General features: G+C 61.3%; 15 protein-coding genes and 1 pseudogene. 7 read left to right on the forward strand and 9 right to left on the reverse strand.

From position 1 onward, the window contains the following. Nucleotides 1-39 precede the first annotated feature (39 nt). Nucleotides 40-1,122, forward strand: coding sequence for a glycosyltransferase family 4 protein (locus tag O0880_RS03360; RefSeq protein WP_289885060.1), 1,083 nt, complete (start codon nt 40-42; stop codon nt 1,120-1,122). A gap of 90 nt (nt 1,123-1,212) precedes the next feature. On the opposite strand, the gene O0880_RS03365 is transcribed toward O0880_RS03360, so the two are convergent. Then, nucleotides 1,213-2,121: a sulfurtransferase gene (locus tag O0880_RS03365; RefSeq protein ID WP_289885062.1), complete on the reverse strand. Its 909-nt coding sequence runs from the start codon at nt 2,119-2,121 to the stop codon at nt 1,213-1,215. 213 nt (nt 2,122-2,334) lie between these two features. Here O0880_RS03365 and dnaE point away from each other — a divergent pair, with 213 nt between their 5' ends. Further along, nucleotides 2,335-5,871: a DNA polymerase III subunit alpha gene (gene dnaE, locus O0880_RS03370; RefSeq protein WP_289885063.1), complete on the forward strand. Its 3,537-nt coding sequence runs from the start codon at nt 2,335-2,337 to the stop codon at nt 5,869-5,871. A gap of 66 nt (nt 5,872-5,937) precedes the next feature. On the opposite strand, the gene O0880_RS03375 is transcribed toward dnaE, so the two are convergent. From O0880_RS03375 to O0880_RS03385, 3 genes are all read right to left on the reverse strand, one after another. Further along, nucleotides 5,938-6,168: a DUF6139 family protein gene (locus O0880_RS03375; protein WP_071322179.1), complete on the reverse strand. Its 231-nt coding sequence runs from the start codon at nt 6,166-6,168 to the stop codon at nt 5,938-5,940. Nucleotides 6,169-6,350: 182 nt separating this feature from the next. Then, complete coding sequence (locus O0880_RS03380; protein ID WP_289885065.1) at nt 6,351-7,340, reverse strand: VirK/YbjX family protein; 990 nt, start codon at nt 7,338-7,340, stop codon at nt 6,351-6,353. Nucleotides 7,341-7,564: 224 nt separating this feature from the next. Beyond that, nucleotides 7,565-8,386 carry a MipA/OmpV family protein gene (locus tag O0880_RS03385; protein ID WP_289885066.1) on the reverse strand — a complete coding sequence of 274 codons (822 nt, stop codon included), beginning with the start codon at nt 8,384-8,386 and terminating at the stop codon, nt 7,565-7,567. A gap of 157 nt (nt 8,387-8,543) precedes the next feature. On the opposite strand from O0880_RS03385, the gene O0880_RS03390 reads away from it, so the two are divergent. Both O0880_RS03390 and O0880_RS03395 read left to right on the forward strand, forming a co-directional pair. After that, nucleotides 8,544-9,230 carry a response regulator gene (locus O0880_RS03390; protein WP_289885068.1) on the forward strand — a complete coding sequence of 229 codons (687 nt, stop codon included), beginning with the start codon at nt 8,544-8,546 and terminating at the stop codon, nt 9,228-9,230. After that, nucleotides 9,227-10,621 carry an ATP-binding protein gene (locus tag O0880_RS03395; RefSeq protein ID WP_289885069.1) on the forward strand — a complete coding sequence of 465 codons (1,395 nt, stop codon included), beginning with the start codon at nt 9,227-9,229 and terminating at the stop codon, nt 10,619-10,621. Before O0880_RS03390 ends, O0880_RS03395 begins: the two co-directional genes overlap by 4 nt. Nucleotides 10,622-10,757: 136 nt before the next feature. On the opposite strand, the gene O0880_RS03400 is transcribed toward O0880_RS03395, so the two are convergent. The 4 genes and pseudogenes from O0880_RS03400 to O0880_RS03415 all read right to left on the reverse strand — a co-directional run. Next, nucleotides 10,758-11,858 (reverse strand): glycosyltransferase family 9 protein, encoded by a 1,101-nt coding sequence (locus O0880_RS03400; RefSeq protein ID WP_289885070.1) that lies wholly within the window; start codon nt 11,856-11,858, stop codon nt 10,758-10,760. A gap of 35 nt (nt 11,859-11,893) precedes the next feature. Beyond that, a complete protein-coding gene (gene msbA / locus O0880_RS03405; protein ID WP_289885072.1) occupies nt 11,894-13,627 on the reverse strand; it encodes a lipid A export permease/ATP-binding protein MsbA in 1,734 nt (577 codons plus the stop codon). A gap of 50 nt (nt 13,628-13,677) precedes the next feature. Then, on the reverse strand, nt 13,678-14,892 hold the full coding sequence (locus tag O0880_RS03410) for an O-antigen ligase family protein (RefSeq protein ID WP_289885073.1): 1,215 nt from the start codon (nt 14,890-14,892) through the stop codon (nt 13,678-13,680). A gap of 255 nt (nt 14,893-15,147) precedes the next feature. After that, a pseudogene (locus O0880_RS03415) lies at nt 15,148-16,386 on the reverse strand (malic enzyme-like NAD(P)-binding protein); the annotation flags it as partial. A gap of 207 nt (nt 16,387-16,593) precedes the next feature. Between O0880_RS03415 and O0880_RS03420 the strand changes: the two are divergent. The 3 genes from O0880_RS03420 to O0880_RS03430 all read left to right on the forward strand — a co-directional run bounded on the left by O0880_RS03420 (nt 16,594) and on the right by O0880_RS03430 (nt 18,839). Next, nucleotides 16,594-17,619, forward strand: coding sequence for a LacI family DNA-binding transcriptional regulator (locus tag O0880_RS03420; protein WP_071322187.1), 1,026 nt, complete (start codon nt 16,594-16,596; stop codon nt 17,617-17,619). Nucleotides 17,620-17,751: 132 nt separating this feature from the next. Beyond that, on the forward strand, nt 17,752-18,222 hold the full coding sequence (locus tag O0880_RS03425) for a hypothetical protein (protein WP_071322188.1): 471 nt from the start codon (nt 17,752-17,754) through the stop codon (nt 18,220-18,222). 77 nt (nt 18,223-18,299) lie between these two features. Further along, nucleotides 18,300-18,839 carry a hypothetical protein gene (locus O0880_RS03430; RefSeq protein WP_289885076.1) on the forward strand — a complete coding sequence of 180 codons (540 nt, stop codon included), beginning with the start codon at nt 18,300-18,302 and terminating at the stop codon, nt 18,837-18,839. 4 nt (nt 18,840-18,843) lie between these two features. On the opposite strand, the gene O0880_RS03435 is transcribed toward O0880_RS03430, so the two are convergent. Beyond that, entirely contained in the window at nt 18,844-19,473 is a 630-nt protein-coding gene (locus tag O0880_RS03435) for a LysE family translocator (protein WP_289885077.1), read from the reverse strand. Nucleotides 19,474-19,535 lie beyond the last annotated feature (62 nt).

The raw sequence follows: 19,535 nt of genomic DNA on the forward strand, positions 1-19,535 counted from the left end.
CATGATTGCCGCACATTTAATCTGATATTGGTTTGATTTATGAAAATTCTCTTCATCGGCCCCTTGCCGCCACCTATGACGGGCCATTCCTTGGCTGTTAAGGTCATGCTGGATGGCCTGGAAAAAGAACATCAGTTGGAAGTGGTTAACTTGAGCAAGAAGGAATTGACTCATGGTGCCAATTCTTTAGGCCGAATTCTGGAAATATTCAAGATATTGAAAGAGGTATGGCATAAAAAAAGCAATGTCGATGCAATTTATTTGACCATTTCGGAATCTGTTGCGGGTAACTTGAAGGACTTGCTGATTTATCTGATTTGCAGCCGTAATCTGAATAAAATGATTATTCATTTGCATGGCGGCAGCCTGAAAAAGCATATTTTTGACAGGTTCCCTTTGCTATATAAAATAAACAGATTTTTCATCAAAAAGCTGGGTGCCGTGATCGTGCTGGGAAACAGCCATGTGGAAATATTCAAAGAAATTATTGCGCCTGAGAAAATATTCATCGTGCCAAATTTCGCTGAAGAATATGTGTTCTTGCACAAGGAACAGATAGCGCATAAATTTTCCTCACTAGAACCGCTGAGAATACTGTTTCTTAGTAATTTAATCGAAGGCAAGGGATACGAAGAATTGCTGGGGGCATTCCAGGAATTAACGCAAGATCAGCGGCAGAGAGTCCGGATAGATTTTGCCGGCGCCTTTGAATCGGATGAGCAGAAAAACGCTTTCCTGAAAAAGGCGTCAGCTCCCGAAATAAAGTATCACGGAATTGTTGGCGCGGCCGACAAGAAGGAGCTTTTGAGTACTGCTCATGTTTTTTGCTTGCCGACCAGTCTGTTCGAGGGCCAGCCGATTTCTATTCTGGAAGCCTATGCTGCAGGCTGTGTCGTGATGACTACCGACCGTGGCGGTATTCCGGATATTTTCACTGGCGGAGTCAATGGATATCAAATTGCCCCGCAATCCAGCAATTCCATCAAGATGGCAATCGAAGAAATCCTGGATGATGGCAGCGGTTTGCTTGCTATTTCTTTATTAAACAGAAGTATTGCGGAAAATAAATATAGAACGGCAATCTATAATTCTTCGCTTAAAAAAATAATCGAAGGAGTCTAGTCATTCTTGCTTGCGATGACGGCGAACCGTGCAAGATTCGCCGTCATTTCACAGAAAGCATGGCCTGTTTCCGATTCCGGACAGGTCTCGTCAGTTCTCTTCGAGCATGGATTTCCGCGTAACACAATGCGGACAAGACACCTCGTACACATATTCCGGCGCCAGCTGCTGGCGCGGAGTGACGACGGCGCGGCAGACGAAACATTGCACGGTTTCCGTCGGTTCCAGTTTCGGGTTCAGGGCCGTGCGGTAGTCGAAGACGAAGCAGTCGCCCGTGTAGTGTTCGCCGCCCACTTCCTCAAAATACTTGAGGATGCCGCCGTCGAGCTGGTACACGCTGTCGTAGCCGATTTCCTTCATGTGGATCGCGGCTTTTTCGCAGCGGATGCCGCCCGTGCAGAAAGTGACGACGGTCTTGCCTTCCAGCTCATCCTTGTGCGCGGCGGCCACGGCCGGGAATTCCGTAAACTTGTCGATGCGATAATCAAGCGTATTGTTGAAGGTGCCCACGTCCACTTCAAACGCGTTGCGCGTCTCCATCATGACCACGGGTTTGCCCGCATCGTCGACGCCGGCGTCGAGCCAGCGCTTGAGCGTGCGCGCGTCGACGGACGGTGCACGGCCCAGTTCCGGCTTGATCAGCGGCATGCGCATGGTGATGATTTCTTTTTTCAGCTTGACCAGCATGCGTTTGTGCGATTGCTCGTTCGACAAGCTTTCCTTCCATTCCAGGTCCGCCAGGCGGGCGTCGCTGCGCACCCAGGCCAGGAAGGCATCGATATGCTCGCGCGTGCCCGACAGGAACATGTTGATGCCTTCCGGCGTCAGCAGGATCGTGCCCTTCAGTTCCAGCGCCAGGCATTGCGCCTGATACAGCGGGCGCATGGCTTCCGTATCGTCCAGCGTAATGAATTTATACGCGGCAATATTGACAAAAGTGATGGCGGGCGTAGCGGCCAGCGGACTGGCGGCGGTGGAAACAGCGGTAGAGACTTGCATGATGGCGATCGGGTTAGACTGAACAGCCGATATTATAAGCCCGGCGGGCCGGGCGGGATACCCGGCATGTGGCGTTGTGCCATGGCAGCCGGCCGTGCATGGCTGGAATTTCTTGTCCGCAGCCCGGGCCAGCATCGCCGGTCGGAGGCCGCGACGCGGTAGAATAGACCCCATTGAATTTTGCACGAAACGGTACACAGGATGGAAATGGTAATGCAAGAGGCCGGCGCTCCGGCCGTGACACCGCAAGCTGCGCAAGGGCCCGCATTTGTCCACTTGCGCGTGCACTCGGAGTATTCGATCGTCGACGGCCTGGTGCGCATCGACGACGTGGTGAAGGCGGCCGCGAAGGACAAACAGGTGGCGCTGGCCGTCACCGACCTGTCCAACCTGTTTGGCATGGTCAAGTTCTACAAGGAGGCGCGCGGCAAGGGCATCAAGCCCATCGTCGGTGTCGACGTGTGGATCACGAATGACGACAACCGCGAAAAACCGTCGCGCCTGTTGTTGCTGGCGAAGAACCGCATGGGCTATCTGCAGCTGTGCGAACTGCTGTCGACGGCCTGGCTGACGAACCAGTACAAGGGACGCGCCGAGCTGCGCATCGAGTGGTTGCAGGCGCTGGCGACGAATACCTATGAGCTGTACCCGGGCGAAAGCGCGGCGAATGGCTTGATCGTGCTGTCGGGCGCGCATTTCGGCGACGTCGGCATCGCCATCGAGAATGGCAACCTGGCCCTGGCCGAGCGCAATGCGCAGCGCTGGGCCGAGATTTTCCCTGGCCACTTCTATGTCGAGATCCAGCGCGGCGGCCAGGCCAACCAGGAGGCGCAGGTGCGCCATGCGGTGGCGCTGGCAGCCAAGCTGGGCTTGCCCGTGGTCGCCACGCATCCCGTGCAATTCATTTCTCCAGAGGAATTTATTGCCCACGAAGCCAGGACCTGTATCGCCGAAGGCGAGATGCTGGCCAACGCCAAGCGCGTCAAGCGCTTCAATGACAGCCAGCGTTTCCTGTCGCAGGAGGACATGGCGGAACTGTTTGCCGACTTGCCAGCCGCGCTGGCCAATTCCGTGGAAATCGCCAAGCGCTGCAACCTGACCTTGACCCTGGGCAAGCCGCAACTGCCGAATTTCCCTACGCCGGACGGCATGACGATCGACCAGTTCCTCGTCGCCGAATCGCAGGCGGGCCTGGAAAAGCGTCTGATCCAGCTGTATCCCGATCCCGAACGCCGCGAAAAGGAGCGCCCGCGCTACGAGTCGCGGCTGAAATTCGAGACGGACACGATTTGCAACATGAAGTTCCCCGGCTACTTCCTGATCGTGGCCGAGTTTATCCAGTGGGCCAAGGAAAACGGCGTGCCCGTCGGCCCGGGCCGCGGTTCGGGCGCCGGTTCGCTGGTGGCGTATTCGCTGCTCATTACCGACCTCGACCCGCTGCAATACAACCTGCTGTTCGAGCGCTTCCTGAATCCCGAACGCGTCTCGATGCCCGACTTCGATATCGACTTTTGCCAGGAAGGGCGCGACCGCGTCATTCAGCACGTCAAGGATTTGTACGGCAAGGAAGCCGTCTCGCAGATCGCCACCTTCGGTACCATGGCGGCCAAGGGCGCGATCCGCGACGTGGGCCGCGTGATGGATTTCGGCTATAACTTCTGCGACGGCATTTCCAAGCTGATTCCGTTCAAGCCGGGCAAGCCCGTGTCGATCGCCGACGCCATCGAGGAAGAGCCGCTGCTCAAGGAGCGCCTGGAAAACGAGGAAGAGGTCAAGCAACTGCTGGACCTGGCGCAGCAAGTCGAAGGCATCACGCGCAATATCGGCATGCACGCGGGGGGCGTCTTGATCGCCCCGGGCAAGCTGACGGATTTCTGCCCGCTGTACACGCAGGGCGGCGACTCGGGCGTCGTCTCGCAGTACGACAAGGATGACGTGGAAGCCGTCGGCCTCGTGAAGTTCGACTTCCTGGGTCTGACGACCCTCACCATTCTCGACCGCGCCGTACGCTACATCAAGCAACTCGATCCTGCGCAGGCGAACTTCGATCTGGCGACCTTGCCGCTGAACGACAAGCCGTCCTACGACTTGCTGACCAAGGCCAAGACCGTGGCCGTGTTCCAGCTGGAGTCGCGCGGCATGCAGGGCATGCTGAAAGACGCGCGTCCCGACCGCTTCGAAGACATTATCGCGCTCGTGGCGCTGTATCGTCCGGGCCCGATGGACCTGATTCCCGACTTCTGCAAGCGCAAGCACGGCGAACGCTTCGATTATCCCGATCCGCGCACGGAATCGATTCTGTCCGAAACCTACGGCATCATGGTGTATCAGGAGCAGGTGATGCAGATGGCGCAGATCGTCGGCGGCTACTCGCTGGGCGGCGCCGACATGCTGCGCCGCGCCATGGGCAAGAAGAAGGCCGAAGAGATGGCCGAGCACCGCGAGATTTTCCGCGCGGGGGCGGCCAAGGATGGCTTGACGGCGGAAAAAGCCGACGAGATCTTCGACTTGATGGAAAAGTTCGCCGGCTACGGTTTCAACAAATCGCACGCCGCCGCCTACGCCTTGCTGTCCTACCACACGGCCTACCTGAAAGCGCACCACACGGCCGCCTTCATGGCCGCCAACTTGTCGCTGGCCATGGACGACACGGACAAGATCAAGATCCTGGTGGAAGATGCGCTGGAAATCTGCAAGCTGACCTTGTTGCCGCCAGACATCAACGAATCCGATTACCGCTTCACGCCGAGCGGCGCGGCGCCGTCCGTCAGCGGCAAGAAGGTCACGCAGATCCGCTACGGTCTGGGCGCCGTCAAGGGCTCGGGCCAGAACGCCATCGAAGCCATCATCGCCGCGCGCGAAGCGGGCGGGCCGTTCACCAGCCTGTTCGACTTCTGCAAGCGCGTGGACAAGAAGCAGATCAACCGCCGCACCATCGAGTCCCTGATCCGCAGCGGCGCCTTCGATTGCCTGAAGGTCGACCGCGCCATCCTGCTGGCGTCCGTGGCGTTCGCCATGGAATGCGCCGACCAGGCGGCCAAGGCGGCCAACCAGGTGAGCCTGTTTGGCGGCGATGACAGCGACATGGTGGCGCCGCCCGAGTACGTCAAGGTGCCCGTGTGGACGGACAAGCAGCGCCTGACGGAAGAAAAGATCGCCCTGGGTTTCTACCTGTCCGGCCACCTGTTCGATTCGTATGCACCCGAGGCGCGCCGTTTTGCCCGCACGAAACTGTCGGAGCTGTCGCCGTCGCGCGAGCCGCGCATGATGGCCGGCGTCATCACGGGCTTGCGCACGCAGATGACGCAGCGCGGCAAGATCCTCATCGTCACGCTCGACGACAAGAGCGGCACGGTGGAAGTGACCGTGTATGGCGAATTGTTCGATTCCAACCGGAAAATCTTCAAGGAAGATGAATTCCTCGCCGTCGTCGGCAAGGTGTCGGAAGACCGTTTCTCGGGCGGCTTGCGCATTACGGCCGAGAGCGCCTTCGACATCATCGCCGCGCGCGTGCAGTATGGCCGTCAGCTGGGTCTGGTATTGCCGGCCACGCTGGATGCCAAGCGCATCCGCGACGTGATCATGCCGCACCGCGCCGAGACGGGGCTGCCGATCGCCGCGCGGGTCAGCCCGCAAGGCGTCAGCTGCGTGCTGCAGTTTGGCGAGGAGTGGAAGGTGGCGCCCTCGGACGAGTTGCAGACGGCGCTCGAGCAGGTGCTCGGTGCGCAAGAGGTGGCGGTCGAATACTGACCGGTAGCAGCGCAAGGCGACGACCAAAGCCAAACCGGATGCGAATCGGGTTTGGCTTTTTTACATTTACATGTCTTTCAGGCCGGTGATCGCATAGCCCTTGGCGGCGATTTGCTGGTGCGGCTGTTCGATATGGTAGTTGGGCAAGGCCTGGGCATCGTCGTCCACTTCGCTGGCGCGCACTTCCAGTTGCCAGTCGGTATTGGTCACTTCTTCCGGAATGATCTTTCCTTCTGGCACCGCGAGGTAGGAAAAAATGCCGTCGTGTTCGGCCCGGCGGTAGATGTCTACGCGCATGACTTGCCTCCTTGTAAGCGTTGGGGGGACCGGCGCACCGGATGTGCATACCGATAGTGCTAGCGTAACAGGATTGTGGCGCAGACGGGTTGTCGGCGTGTGCCGCAGGGGATGGCGTCGGGCAGCGCCGGCGATGCAGTGACGCGGGGGCGGGGCGTCTTGCAATGGGGCGGAGCGTGGAATCAGGTGATGCTGGAAACGTAGTCGTCGTCGAAATCGGCAAGCTGCCGCGCGTCGTTGGCTGTTGCCGGCAGGCGGGCCATGGCGGCCTGGGCCGGGCAGCGATGGGTGTCCAGGCCGCTGCGCAGGCTGGCGATCATGGCCAGTGTCAGGGCGTGGCGCTTGCGTGCTTCCGAGCGCTTCTTCGACGGCAGATCTTCCATGACGGGCATGGGCAGGTTTTCGCATGGCAACTCGAAATCGCCGTCGCCGCGGGCTTGCGCACCCAGTTCTTGCCAAAGGGCGTTGTAGTCGGCGAACAAACGTCCTTTCTTGGCGGAATGGTGCACGGCGCGGTTGTTGTTGCCTACGAGAATCATGTTGCGGCAGCCATGTTCGTGTCCCAGCTGGCGCACCAGGCGCACCATCAGGGCCTTGGGGCGCATGCCGTGCAGGTCGCGCGTGGCTTCGCGTACGCGGTGCAAGCCTTCCGCGCCGCGCGGACCCTGGAGGCAGCCGATACCCACTGCCATGCTGGCGCGCGAGCCGAAGAAGGTAAACGCGACCGAGTAGATTACGTCATCGCCATGTGCCAGCTGCAACACCATTTCGCCTTCGCGGTCCATCGGCTGCAGCGCGCACAGCTGCAGATGATAGGGGGCGCCGGATTTTCCCTGCACCGTCCCCAGCCGTACCGGCGCGCGCGCCGCCTGCGCCATCAGCTTGCCCCAGCCTTGCTGCAGGATGAAGTGATAGTGGTCGACCAGCAAGGCGACGCGCTGGCGGCAGGACAGGTTCTTGCTCAGGTAGTGGCGGTAGACCTTGTGCATCAGGCGCGGATAGGTTTGCAGCAACTCGCCGAAGACAGGGTGGGAGTTGAGCAGTTGCAGCCAGATGCGTGTCTGGCGCTGCTGCAAGCGCGCGCGCAGTTGCAGCTTGAGCATCTCGCGTACGCGGGAGATGCCAGGGGGCATGTTGGAGAGACCAGCATGCAGGGTGATGGCTTGTGTCATCAGGCACTTTCCATGTTGAATGATGCGGACGGTGCTGGCGCTGAAGGCGCTATGCGAACGATTTAGATGTTGCGCGCACGGATGATGCAACTGGTGCGCGTGGGCATGGAAGAGATGGCTACAGGAAAGAATCCGTGCCACCGTCCCCATGCCCGGGTCCGTGTGGATGGGCGAAACGGCGCGCCAGCCTTTCTTCTGGCAGCCGTTTTCGGGGAGCGCTAAGTCTAGTAGCGGTACGTGACATACACGGCGCCGATCGGCGCCGTCTTGCGTTTCACGATGGGGCTCTTGGCCGCGTCGCCCAGGCGGTGTTCGACACCGACCAAGGTATTGATGCCCCAGCGCGCATCGAAGCGGTGTTCCCAGTTCACGGTGGCCTGCGCTTCATAGAAGCCGCCTTTTGGGGTGTATTGCTTGAACGAGGTATTGGCCGCCTGGGCCGCCGTCACGCCATACATGGTCTGCACGTACTTGCGCTCGCCCCAGCCCAGCTGTCCGCCGATGCTCACACTGTCTTGCTGCACGCCCTTGGCGTCGGCCCGGCCGTAAATCTGGCCCGTGGCGCCGAAATGCACATTCGCGCCGTTTTCGCGGTTCGACAGGGGAACATCGCTCGTGACGCTCAGCGACAGGCCCGGCAGCGGCGAATAGCCGGCGCTCAGCAAGGCGCTGGCGTTGCCTTTGACTTCGCCCATGCCTTTCAGGTAATCGCTGCCGCCCCAGCCGTTGACGCCCTTGCGCTTGTGGTCTTCGCGGTTGCCGCGGTAGCCGAGCGCGGCGCTGTAGCTGAAGGGGCCGGCCTGGCCGCCATAACCGATGCCGCGCGAGGTGCTGATGAAAAGGCCATTGGACATGGCGTAGTCGAGAATGATCAGCGGCGAGGCCGACAGCTTGTCGGAGCCGGAGTAGCTGGAAACGGCGGCAACCCCGCCACCGATGGTGAAGACATTTTGGGAGGCCGGTTCGGCGGCCGAGGCGGCCAATGGGTTCAAGCTCAGGCCGCAGGCCAGGGCCAGCGAAGTCAACAGGGTAGTAGGAGCGTGCATGGAGTTTTCCGTCAGGTGGAGAATCGAGTCCGGAGTGGCTCGATTGACAGCGAGTAGTATCGGTCTGTGCCATGAAGGAAAAATGAGCCCCATATGAAGATTGGATGAAGATTTGTTCTTTAACCATTCTTCAGCTTGCGGTGGTCTAATAGCGCTTATGAAAATACTGCTGATAGAAGACGACATGGACCTGGGCAACGGCGTGCGCATCGCCCTGCGCGACCAGGGCATGCAGGTGGTCTGGGTGCGCAGCCTGGAAGACGCGGCGCGCAGCATCGAACACGACAGTTGTGAGCTGGTGCTGCTGGACCTGGGCCTGCCGGACGGCGATGGCCTCGATTTGCTGGCCCGCTTGCGCGCGGCCCGCCTGCCGGTGCTGATCCTCAGTGCCCGCGATACGCTGGAACAGCGCCTGCGGGGCCTGGACGGCGGCGCCGACGATTACCTGGTCAAGCCGTTCGTGCTGGCCGAGCTGCTGTCGCGCGTGCGCGCGCTGGCGCGCCGCAGCTATGGCTTCGACGGCGACACCATCGAATTACGCGGCCTGCTGCTGCAAGTGCCCACGCGCCGCGTCAGCGTGCATGGCCGGCCCGTGGAGCTGACGGCCAGCGAGTATGCCTTGCTGAAAACCTTGCTGATGCGCGCCAACCGCGTCATCACGCGCCGCGTGCTGGAAGAGCATATCCTGCCGGGCGGCCTGGCCAATGCCAGCAATACCTTGGATGTGCATATGGGTAACTTGCGCCGCAAGATAGGCGAAGGTTATATCCGTACCGTGCGCGGCGTCGGTTATGTCATCGACCAGCAGGGCGACTCGCCCGCGCAGCCGGGCACCGGTGCATGATGGGCCGTTTCTGGGCCATGCTGCGCCGGCCCACGCTGGTGCGCCGCCTGATGGTCGCGCAAATGCTGATGCTGAGCGTGTTGTGGAGCCTGGCCGTGGCCTATGTGCTGTTCGAGGGCGCCGGCGAGGCCAGCAATGTGAGCCGCGGGGTCTTGCACGCCATTATCAGCGTGGCCGACAACCTGGCCGAGCAGCCCGCGCGCCAGCAGCAAAGCTTGCGCGCGATCGACGAGGCGCTGCGCGAGGAGTTTGAGATGGGGCAAGTGCCGGAAGTGGCGCCGCGCATCCTGGTCTGGCGCAATGGCGAACTGGTCTATAAATCGCCCGATGCGCCCAGCGGCATCCGCAGCGCCGGTCCCGAGCAGATGGAGGTGGTGTACATCAAGGGCCAGGCCTGGCGCAGCCGCAGCCTGGTCGAGGGGACGACGCGCGTGACCGTGCTGGAAGTGGGCGGGGCCTGGCAATTCTTTATCACGATCAATTCGCACGGTTATTATCTATTGCCGCTGTTAATCAGCCTGCCTTTCCTGCTGCTGCCGGCCTGGCTGTCGATCCGCCTGGCCATGCGGCCCTGGCGCAAGGTGGCGCAAGAGGTGGCGGCGCGCGGACCGCAGGATTTGCGTCCGCTGACCTTCAAGCCGCCGCATGGTGAACTGGCCGCGCTGGTCGACAATATCAATGCGCTGTTGCAGCGCGTGGGCACCAGCGCCGCGCGTGAACGCAGCTTCATTGCCGATGCCACGCATGAGCTGCGCACGCCGCTGGCGGCCATGCGCGTGAATGTCGAGGCCTTGCAGGGACAGGCCAGCGACCCGCGCCAGCAGGAGTTGCTCGACGGTATTTTGAACAGCGGTAACCGGGCCGCGCGCCTGGTGGGACAGTTGCTGCAACTGACGCGCAGCGAGGTGCAGGCGGAAGCGGGAGAGCAGCGCCGGCCCCAGGCGCTCGACGTCTTGCTGCAGGACCGCCTGGCTGCCCTGTCCGGCCTGGCGCAGGCGGGCGATATCGAGCTGGAGCTGCAGGCCAGCGTGTCGTTGCGCGTGCCCGGCCAGCGCGAAAGCCTCGTCTCGCTGATCGACAACCTGGTGGAAAACGCCATCAAGTACAGTCCGCGCGGTACCAGCGTGACGGTGTCGCTGCATGCCGAGCGGGGCCAGGCCGTGCTGCACGTGGCCGACCAGGGGCCCGGTATTGCACCGGCCCTGTACGACCGCGTCTTCGACCGTTTCTTCCGCGCGCCGCAGCAGGCGCAGCCAGGCAGCGGCCTGGGCTTGTCCATCGTCGCGTCGGTGGTGCAGCAGCATGGCGGCACGATCCAGCTGCACCGCGCCAGCGGCGGCCAGGGCTTGCTGGTGGAAGTGCGCTTGCCGCTGGCGTCTGCGGAAGTGTAGCGCCTGAGTCCCCGCCGGCCATGGGGGCGGCGGCACGTTTGCGCGTCTTTGCGTGGGTAGCGTGGGGATGCTCAGGGGCCGGCTGAAGCCGGCCTGGTGCGTATCAGTACATGGCGCACCGGACAGCGTCGCCTGCTCAGGCGATCGCTTTCAAGACTTGATCGACCGAGATCGCCTTGACCCAGTCGCTGCGCCGCGCCACCGTCAGCACGGTGCTGTTGGCGCTGTCGAATGGCGCCCACTCGGGATTCTTCTTGCGCATCAGCGCCACCACGGGCACATGCACGGCATTCGCCAGGTGCATGATGGATGTTTCCACTGAAATAATCAGGTCGCATTGCGCCAGCATCGCCGGCAGCTGGAAGAAGTTGTCGACGGCGCTGAACGCCTGCGTGCGCGCCAGGCCGCGCGCCTGCACGACGGCATGCACCTTGGCCACATCCTGCGGCATGGCATTGATCAGGAAACAGGCATTCGCCCATTTCGGCTGTTGCTGCATGCGGATAATGAGCTCGGCAATGCGTTCCAGCGGCCAGCCGCGCTTGTGCGACTTGGCAAACGGATTCAGCAGGACTAACGGACCCTGGCGCGGTGCGAAGCCCCATTCGCCAAGCTGGGCTTGCGCCTGCTGCAAGGCGGTCTCGGGGATGTGCACGAAGGGATAGCGTTCCGCCACGGGAATGTCGAGTCCCGTCAGCTGATGGAACCAGTCCGCATACACGCTGCTGATATGGTGTTCGCCCGCATCCTGGCCCGCATAGGAGGACAGCACGGCGTCGATCTTGCGGTAGGCCAGGTAATGCCAGAGCCGAAGCGGGCTGAACGGTTTGCGTGTACCGATCACCAGGCCATCCGTGCTAATCATGCGTGCCAGGTCGGCATACAGCTGCGGACGGATATGCGCCAGCGAGACGACGATCGGGTAGTGTTCGGCCTGCGCTTCGCGCAGCGATTCTTCGTAGAGTGCCGGGCTGTAGGTCTTGCGGTAAACCTTGGTGAAAAAGCCGGACTGTTCGACCCAGTCGTACAGCGAGTAGGTGCGCAGGCTTTCCCATTGTTTGGCATCGGATGTACGCCGCACTTCATCGACCCACAGGTGGATTTTGATGTGCGGATAGGCTGCGGCAAAGGCGCGAAAGCCATTTTGCAGATAGGTGAAATCCCCCAGCGCCAGGTGGGCGATGAAGAGAATTTTGTCCGACTTTTGTAGAAGTTCGGCGGGAATCAAGGGCGTCATGTATCAGTACGATTTCAGGTATTCATTCGATGGTGTCAAACCACTTGCTGGGAAAATTGCAGGCGATGCAGATTGGCATACGCGCCGTTGGCATCCAATAATTGCTGGTGACTGCCGGTTTCCATTATTTTCCCATGTGACAATACCACGATACGGTCCGCCCGTTCAATTGTTGATAAGCGATGAGCAATGACCAGGGTGGTTCTTCCCTGCATCAGGTGCTCCAGCGCCGCCTGCACGGCGCGTTCCGCCTCCGTATCCAGGGCCGATGTTGCCTCGTCGAGGATCAGGATGGGCGCATCCTTGTAGATGGCGCGGGCGATGGCCACGCGCTGGCGCTGGCCGCCGGACAGGCGCGAGCCATTGTCGCCCAGGCGCGTTTCCAGGCCCTCGGGCAAGCCATCGATGACGTCCGACAGGAACGCTGCGGCTGCCGCCGCCTCGACGCGCTGCCGGTCCGGCGCCGCGTCGCCATAGGCGATATTGGCGGCCAGCGTATCGTCGAACAGCACCACGTTCTGGCTCACCATGGCGATCTGGCTGCGCAGGCTGGTCAGGGAGATCTCATCGATATTCTGGCCATCGAGCAAAATTTGCCCGCTGCTGGCCGAGTAAAAGCCCGGCAGCAGGCTCACCAGCGTCGATTTGCCGCCGCCGGACATGCCGACAAAGGCCACGGTCTGACCCGGTGCGATGTTCAAATTGATGTGCTGCAAGGCCTGTTCCTGATGGCCTGGATAGGCAAAGCTGACGTCGTTGAAATCGATGCGTCCGCTGCAGCGGCCGGCCAGCGGCTTGCCGCCCGTGCGTTCCGGCGTCTTGTCGATCAACAAGAAGACTTCTTCCGCGGCGGCCATGCCGCGCTGCAGGGGGCCATTGACTTCGGCCAGCTGTTTCAAGGGCGTCAGCAGCATCAGCATGGCCGTGATGAAGGATACAAAGCCGCCCACCGTGATCTGTCCCTGTTCCGACTGGAACAGGGCCATGACGATCACCAGGGCCACGGCGGCGGCCGTGATGACCTGGGTGATGGGGACGGTGGCGGAAAAGGTGGTGGTCATGCGCATGCTGTAGCGGCGCAATTGCTCGGCGCGCTCTTCGAAGCGCGACTTTTCATAGTCCTGGCCGCCGAAGATCTTGATCACTTGCTGGGCGCGCGTGGTCTCTTCGATGACCTGCGTCAGTTCGGCGTTGACGGCCAGCGTGTCGCGGTTGAGTTTTTTCAGGCGTTTGCCCGTGGTGCGCACGACGATGGTCAACAGGGGCAGCAGCACCAGGGTGACTAGGGTCAGCACCCAGTTCAGGTACAGCAGCCATGCCAGCAGGCCCAGCACGGTCAGCGAGGAACGCACGATCGACGTGAACACCTTGGTCACCATTTCGATGATCTGCTGCACTTCGAACATGATGGAGTTGATGACCTTGCCGACCGTATGCGTGTTGTAAAAGTCGATGGGCAGGTTGAGCATGCTGGCAAACATCCTGCGCCGCAATTCGTTGAGGATGCGCGTGGAGACATAGCTCATCAGGTAGCTGCTGGCAAAGGTGGACACGCCGCGGATGAAAAAGATGCCGATCACGATCAGCGGCACCAGCCAGTAGGAAAACTCGACTTTGCCGCCGAAGCCATTGTCGAGCAGCAGCTTGAGCGCATACGGCAACAGCGGCTCGGTGCCTGCCGTGACGACCATCGCCAGCAGGGCCAGGGCCAAGTGTTTTTTATAAGGCGCGTGTAGCGCAGTGAGGCGCTTCAGGTCGGGCGTGAGCATCGGTGTGATTCCTGGCAGGCAAGGCAAAAATAATCAAGTGGAACGCGTACTCAGGTAGCGCGCTCTTGATGGCGCAGCATGGACCACAGTATCACCATCGGGAAGACCAGCATGATGATGCCAATGTTCAATGTTAGCGAACTCGTCGTCAGGCCAAAAATCATATAGCAGGTACACAGTACCACGCCGGCCAGTGCATATGGCTGGGCTTGGGGAGTGCTTCGTCGCAAGGCCTGTATAAACAGGCTCAGGGGCAGAATGAATAGCAGCAGCAAGGCCAGCAAACCAGGAATGCCGCGTTTGACCAATGTGTCGAGATAGTCATTGTGGGCATTGGTATAGTTACTGATGACGCTGTTCATTTTCCCCTCTGTCGCCAGGATGCGTTTTTCTTCCATGTATCCGGTACGGCCGATGCCCGTCCACACGTGGTCGTTGGACATCAGCAGGGCCGTGCGCCACATCTCAAGGCGTTGGCCGACGGATGACCACTGGAGGTCGCCACCGTTTTCAAAATCTTGCACCTCATTCACCGCGATATCCATCCGCTTGCGTATCTGGGAATTGGGCAAGGCGTAAGTCAGCGAGCCTAGCGCGATGATTACGATTATTGCCCCCATGATATAGCGCTTGACATGTTTTTTTTCCTGCTGCAAGGCGATGATGGCTGCACAGACAGGCATGGCCAGCCAGCCGCCGCGACTGCCACTGACGATGGAGCCGAGGACGCCAGCCAAGGCAGCTGCGAGGATGAATAGTGTCCATGCCGTACGATTGTGCTGTTTTCGAGCCCAGCCTAAGCCGCACAGGGACAGCATGCCGAGCAGCATGCTGACATTGCCGTAGTGAATAGCATTGCTGGTTGCCGCTTGGGGACGGTCTATATGCAGGACGATCAACTGCCAGAACGCCAGTACAGCACTCGAAATTGTACCGATGGCAATACCACTCCACCACGCTGCGGGGCGGGGCGGATAGGCGAGCAGCAGCAGCAGTACCGGTGCTGCCAGCAGTGCGCGTAAAGGCATGTCGAGTTCGCGCGCCGGATCGGCGTGGTACAGCATATTGGCTGTCAAAATGAAGAAGTACAGCAACAGGGTGCCCAGTATCAGATAATCCCGACGTTGCAGATTCAGGCGAGGGCGCTGCCACAGCAGATAGGTGCTGGCAAGCAAGAGAGTGAGGGCGCCATAGGAATATCCGCTGTTGACGGCCAGCGCCAATGCCGGGATAAGAAACACACACACAGAAGTCAAACGGAGCATTGCATATCCTTGGTAACGCACTGCAGCGACGCAATGGCAACTGTAGCAACATAAAGTAGGCGCCATTGTAATCGAAGGTTCATGCAAAAACGCTGGCGTATAGTTTGCTTATTAATAACATTATTGGCTAACCCAAGGGCAGAAACGAAAAAACCATGGTTTTCAGCCATGGTTTTTTTGTAAGCAATGGTAACTTGCTGTTGTTTTGATAAGGCAGGAAGGCTCCTGCCTCGTGGATCAGGCGCCCGCTGGCACGCGGGTGGCCACGCCGGTGGCGATCGCCGCTTGCGACACGGCTGGTGCTACCCAGCTGCGCAGGCGTTCGTCGAATGGCGATGGGATCAGCTGCAGCGGCGTCAGGGCGCTGGTGGTATGGCCCGGCAGCGGTTCCTTCGCCAGCGCGGCGATGGCGCGCACGCAGGCCAGCTTCATCTCTTCGTTGATGGTGGTGGCGCCGACGTCGAGCGCGCCGCGGAAGATGTAGGGGAAGCACAGCACGTTGTTGATCTGGTTCGGATAGTCCGAGCGGCCGGTGGCGACGATGGCGTCGTCGCGCACGGCATGCACTTTTTCCGGGGCGATTTCCGGGTGTGGATTGGCCAGGGCGAAGATCAACGGCTTGGCGGCCATCGATTCGACCATCTGCGCGCTGACGACGCCGCCTTTCGAGACGCCGATGAAGATGTCGGCGCCGACCATGGCGTCGGCCAGGTCGCGGTCGCTGGTGTCATTCGCGTAGCGCGCCTTGTTCTCTTCCATGCTGGCATCGCGGCCCGGGTAGATCACGCCCTGGCTGTCGCACACTTTCAGCAGCGACTTGTTCAGGCCCAGCGAGACGAGCAGGTCCAGGCAGGCGATCGAGGCGGCACCGGCGCCCGAGACGGCCACTTTCACGTTGCCGATGTCCTTGCCGACCAGTTCCAGGCCGTTCAGGATGCCGGCCGCGACGATGATGGCCGTACCGTGCTGGTCGTCGTGGAAGACGGGGATGTTCATGCGCTTGCGCAATTGCTGCTCGATGTAGAAGCAGTCGGGCGCCTTGATGTCTTCCAGGTTGATGCCGCCGAAGGTCGGTTCCATGCGCACCACGGTGTCGATGAACAGGTCGGGATCGTTCTCGGCCAGCTCGATGTCGAACACATCGACGTCGGCGAACTGCTTGAACAGGCAAGCCTTGCCTTCCATCACGGGCTTGCTGGCCAGCGGGCCGATATCGCCCAGGCCCAGCACGGCCGTGCCGTTGGTGATCACGGCCACCAGGTTGCTGCGCGAGGTGTAGGTGCCGGCCGTGCGCGGATCTTCCACGATGGCTTCGCAGGCAAAGGCCACGCCCGGCGAGTACGCCAGGGTCAGGGCGCGGGCATCGCCCAGCGGTTTTGTTGGCGTCACGGAAATCTTGCCTGCGCGCGGTTGTGCGTGATAGGCGAGGGCGGCTTCTTTCAGGTTGAAGGTTTCGCCGTTCTGCTCGGCGTGCTTGCTGTGGGAAGTAGACATAGGAATTCTGGGAGGGGCATCGGTGGCCCGAGTGGTAAGTCCGAGCCATGGTATGCAAGCGTTTGCACGCTGTCAAGGCTCTATTTGTGACAAACGCATGAAAAGCGCTTTGGCAGCAGCTTGATTTTTAATGCAAGCGTTTGCTCGGTTTTTGACGTCATGGGGGATTTCTGCGATAAAATCACCGTATTGCGATCCGGGAAGCCCATGACAAACAAGAACCCCACATTAAGCGACGTAGCGCGGGCCAGCGGCGTGCATTTCTCCACCGTCTCGCGCGTGATGAACCCGGAAACGCGGCAAATGGTCAGCGCGGAGGTGGCCGCGCGCGTGCTGGCCGAAGCGGGGCGGCTCGGCTACCGGCCGAACCGGGCCGCCTCGACCCTCGTCACGCGCAAATCGCGCATCATCGGCGTGGTCTTGCCCGACATTACCAATGCTGTTTTTCCACCGATTTTGCTGGGCATCGAGGAAGGCTTGCGCAAGCACGGCTACTTGGCCATCGTCGCCAACGTGGGGGCCGACGAGGAAGAGCAATTGTTCGTCATCAACCGCCTGCTAGGGCAGCAGGTTGACGGCCTGATCCTCGCCACGGCGCGCCGCCACGATCCCGTCATCAAGATGTGCATCGACCAGAACGTGCCCGTCGTCACCGTCAACCGCAGCGACGAAACGGGCGTCGCTTCGTGCGTCGTCAGCGACGACGTGGTCGGCATGCGCCTGGCCGTCGAGCACTTGCTGGCGCTGGGCCACCGCCATATCGCGCATATTGCCGGTCCGGAAAACCTGTCCACGGGCCACGTGCGCCGCCTGGGCTTCCTGGCCGCCATCCAGGCCAGCGAACTCGATCCATCGCAGGCGTTTGTCTTCGAGAGCAGCGGCTATTCGCGCGAATGCGGCAAGGCGGCCCTGCTGGAGCTGCTGCGCCAGTCGCCGCAAACGACGGCCGTGGTGGCCGGCAGCGACCTGGTGGCCATCGGCTGCTACGATGCCATCATGGAGCTCGGTTTAAGTTGTCCTGAGGACATTTCCGTGGTGGGGCATAACGACATGCCCTACATGGACATGATCCGCCCGCCCTTGACCACCATCCGCATCCGCCACCATGGCATCGGCACGGAGGCGGCCCGCCTGATCCTGCAAACCATCGACTCGCCCGACGCTTCCGTGCTCGACGTGCGCCTGAAGCCGGAACTGGTGGTGCGCGAATCGACGGCGCCGCCGCGCGCCTGAGCTTGCCGCTTGTTGCCCTTCTTTTGCCGGAGTATGTTTAAATCTTGATATTGATATTGATAATGATCAAGACAAGGCCATGCGGACGACATACAGGCGACCACGGCGGCAAGCACGGCAGGGGAGCCGCTGATGCCGAAGAATTTCGGCATGCCCGGCAACGCCTGGCGCTATGCGCTGGGCAGCGACTATGGCTATTGCTCGCCCTTGCTTGAAGGCATAGAGTTTGAAAACGAGTGGGTGACGATACGCGAATCGGCGATCCGCATCCGCGCCGGCTACGCCTGGGATGGCTGTTCGCCCTGCATCAGCGTGCTTGGCCTGTTTTATGTGGGCACGCCCGATGGTGCGCAGCACCTGGGCTTGCCGGCGACCTATCATGCCAGCCTCGTGCATGACGTGCTGTGCCAGTGGCGCGCCGACATCGCCGTCACCCGCGCGCAGTCGATCGCCATTTTCCACCAGTTGCTCAAGGAGGTGCGCTTCCCCCTGGCGGGACTGTATGCGGGCGCCGTCTTCCTGTTCGGGCCGCGGCGTGACTTCATGCCGCCCGGTGCGCGCGCCGCCGCCGCGCCGTCCCGCACCCGCCAGGCGCAACATTAAAGCGGCGCTGACGCCGCCGTCGGCGCGCCATGATGTTAAACTGGCGCCCCTCATCGTTTCTCTTGCCCTCTACCGCCATGACCAAAACCACCACGCCTTCCCCCAAACGCCGCGAAGAGGGCGTCGCCAAGCTGACCGTCAATCCCTTCCTCGACGCCGAGTTTTACGCGCGCATGCGCGACTACACGGAACGCGACGCGGCCATCATCAAGGAACTCAAGGCGATCGCCGAGATCCGCGCCGGCAACAAGCAGCCTGATCCCCGCCTGGCGCCGTCGCTAGCCGCCTTGCGCGACACCGTCAAGAAAGGCCTGACCTTCGGCGACATGCTCGAGCGCATGGCGGCCGGCAAGGAAAAAGGCTTGTGGGAGCCGTGGATGACGACCTTCGGCATCGAGATCCGCGCCGTCAACTACGGCGCCGGCCCGCGCAACGCCTGCCTGGTGCTGGACCTGGCCGCCAACGCTCCCGCGCACGCCATGTTCGCCAAGGCCGGCATCCAGAACTGGCGCAGCCTGGCCGCCGACGACTGCTCCGTCGTGCGATCGGAAAAAGCCACGGAAACCACGCCGTTGAAAGTGTACGCCGTGTTTTACCTGGACCCGTTGCCGGCCTGATCCGTCAGACACTGCTGCCGGCGACATTTACCAGCAGCAGCACCGCCAGCACGATCAGCACGGCGCCCGATAGGCGCTCCAGGCTCGGCAGGGCGCGCGCAAAGCGCTGCCGCAGCGCGCCATTGCCGATGGCCAGCGCCACCGCCATGTCCCACGCCAGCACCGCACACACCATCCACACGCCATACAGCACGACCGAGCCGCTGCCCGTTTGCCGGCTGGCGACGACGGACGCCAGGCTCGCGTAGAACAGCGCATTCTTTGGATTCAGGATGGCAGACAGGAAACCCATGCCCAGGCCGTTGCGCCAGTGCGCCTTGCCGGGCGTGGCGGCCGGCGCTGCCGTCAGCGTCGTGGCGCCCGCATGGCGCAGGAATAGCCCGCCGAGGTGCAGCAGATAAGCGCAGCCCGCCAATTGCACGGCGATAAACAGGGGGCTGCCCGGGTGCAGCACGGCGACGCCGCCAAACGCCGCCACGATGAACACGCCATTGGCCAATGCGATGCCAATGCACGCTGGCATGGCGCCGCGCCAGCCATGCGCCAGCGCGCTGCGGGCGACGAGGAAAAAATCGGGTCCTGGCGACAGCAGCGCGAGGAAGTGGGCGGCGGCGATAAGGAGAAAATCCTGCATGAAACGCGACTCCGGCAATGGCGATGCGCGAGTATGCGGGGGGACGCTCCGGTGTGTATTGA

The organism is Janthinobacterium sp. SUN118, from assembly GCF_030397695.1.
GTDB lineage: Bacteria > Pseudomonadota > Gammaproteobacteria > Burkholderiales > Burkholderiaceae_D > Janthinobacterium.

Excerpts from the sequence above, each read along its gene's own strand:
- O0880_RS03360 (WP_289885060.1), top strand. The coding sequence starts at position 40 with ATGAAAATTCTCTTCATCGGCCCCTTGCCGCCACCTATGACGGGCCAT.
- O0880_RS03365 (WP_289885062.1), bottom strand. The coding sequence starts at position 2,121 with ATGCAAGTCTCTACCGCTGTTTCCACCGCCGCCAGTCCGCTGGCCGCT.
- dnaE (WP_289885063.1), top strand. The coding sequence starts at position 2,335 with ATGCAAGAGGCCGGCGCTCCGGCCGTGACACCGCAAGCTGCGCAAGGG.
- O0880_RS03375 (WP_071322179.1), bottom strand. The coding sequence starts at position 6,168 with ATGCGCGTAGACATCTACCGCCGGGCCGAACACGACGGCATTTTTTCC.
- O0880_RS03380 (WP_289885065.1), bottom strand. The coding sequence starts at position 7,340 with ATGACACAAGCCATCACCCTGCATGCTGGTCTCTCCAACATGCCCCCT.
- O0880_RS03385 (WP_289885066.1), bottom strand. The coding sequence starts at position 8,386 with ATGCACGCTCCTACTACCCTGTTGACTTCGCTGGCCCTGGCCTGCGGC.
- O0880_RS03390 (WP_289885068.1), top strand. The coding sequence starts at position 8,544 with ATGAAAATACTGCTGATAGAAGACGACATGGACCTGGGCAACGGCGTG.
- O0880_RS03395 (WP_289885069.1), top strand. The coding sequence starts at position 9,227 with ATGATGGGCCGTTTCTGGGCCATGCTGCGCCGGCCCACGCTGGTGCGC.
- O0880_RS03400 (WP_289885070.1), bottom strand. The coding sequence starts at position 11,858 with ATGACGCCCTTGATTCCCGCCGAACTTCTACAAAAGTCGGACAAAATT.
- msbA (WP_289885072.1), bottom strand. The coding sequence starts at position 13,627 with ATGCTCACGCCCGACCTGAAGCGCCTCACTGCGCTACACGCGCCTTAT.
- O0880_RS03410 (WP_289885073.1), bottom strand. The coding sequence starts at position 14,892 with ATGCTCCGTTTGACTTCTGTGTGTGTGTTTCTTATCCCGGCATTGGCG.
- O0880_RS03420 (WP_071322187.1), top strand. The coding sequence starts at position 16,594 with ATGACAAACAAGAACCCCACATTAAGCGACGTAGCGCGGGCCAGCGGC.
- O0880_RS03425 (WP_071322188.1), top strand. The coding sequence starts at position 17,752 with ATGCCGAAGAATTTCGGCATGCCCGGCAACGCCTGGCGCTATGCGCTG.
- O0880_RS03430 (WP_289885076.1), top strand. The coding sequence starts at position 18,300 with ATGACCAAAACCACCACGCCTTCCCCCAAACGCCGCGAAGAGGGCGTC.
- O0880_RS03435 (WP_289885077.1), bottom strand. The coding sequence starts at position 19,473 with ATGCAGGATTTTCTCCTTATCGCCGCCGCCCACTTCCTCGCGCTGCTG.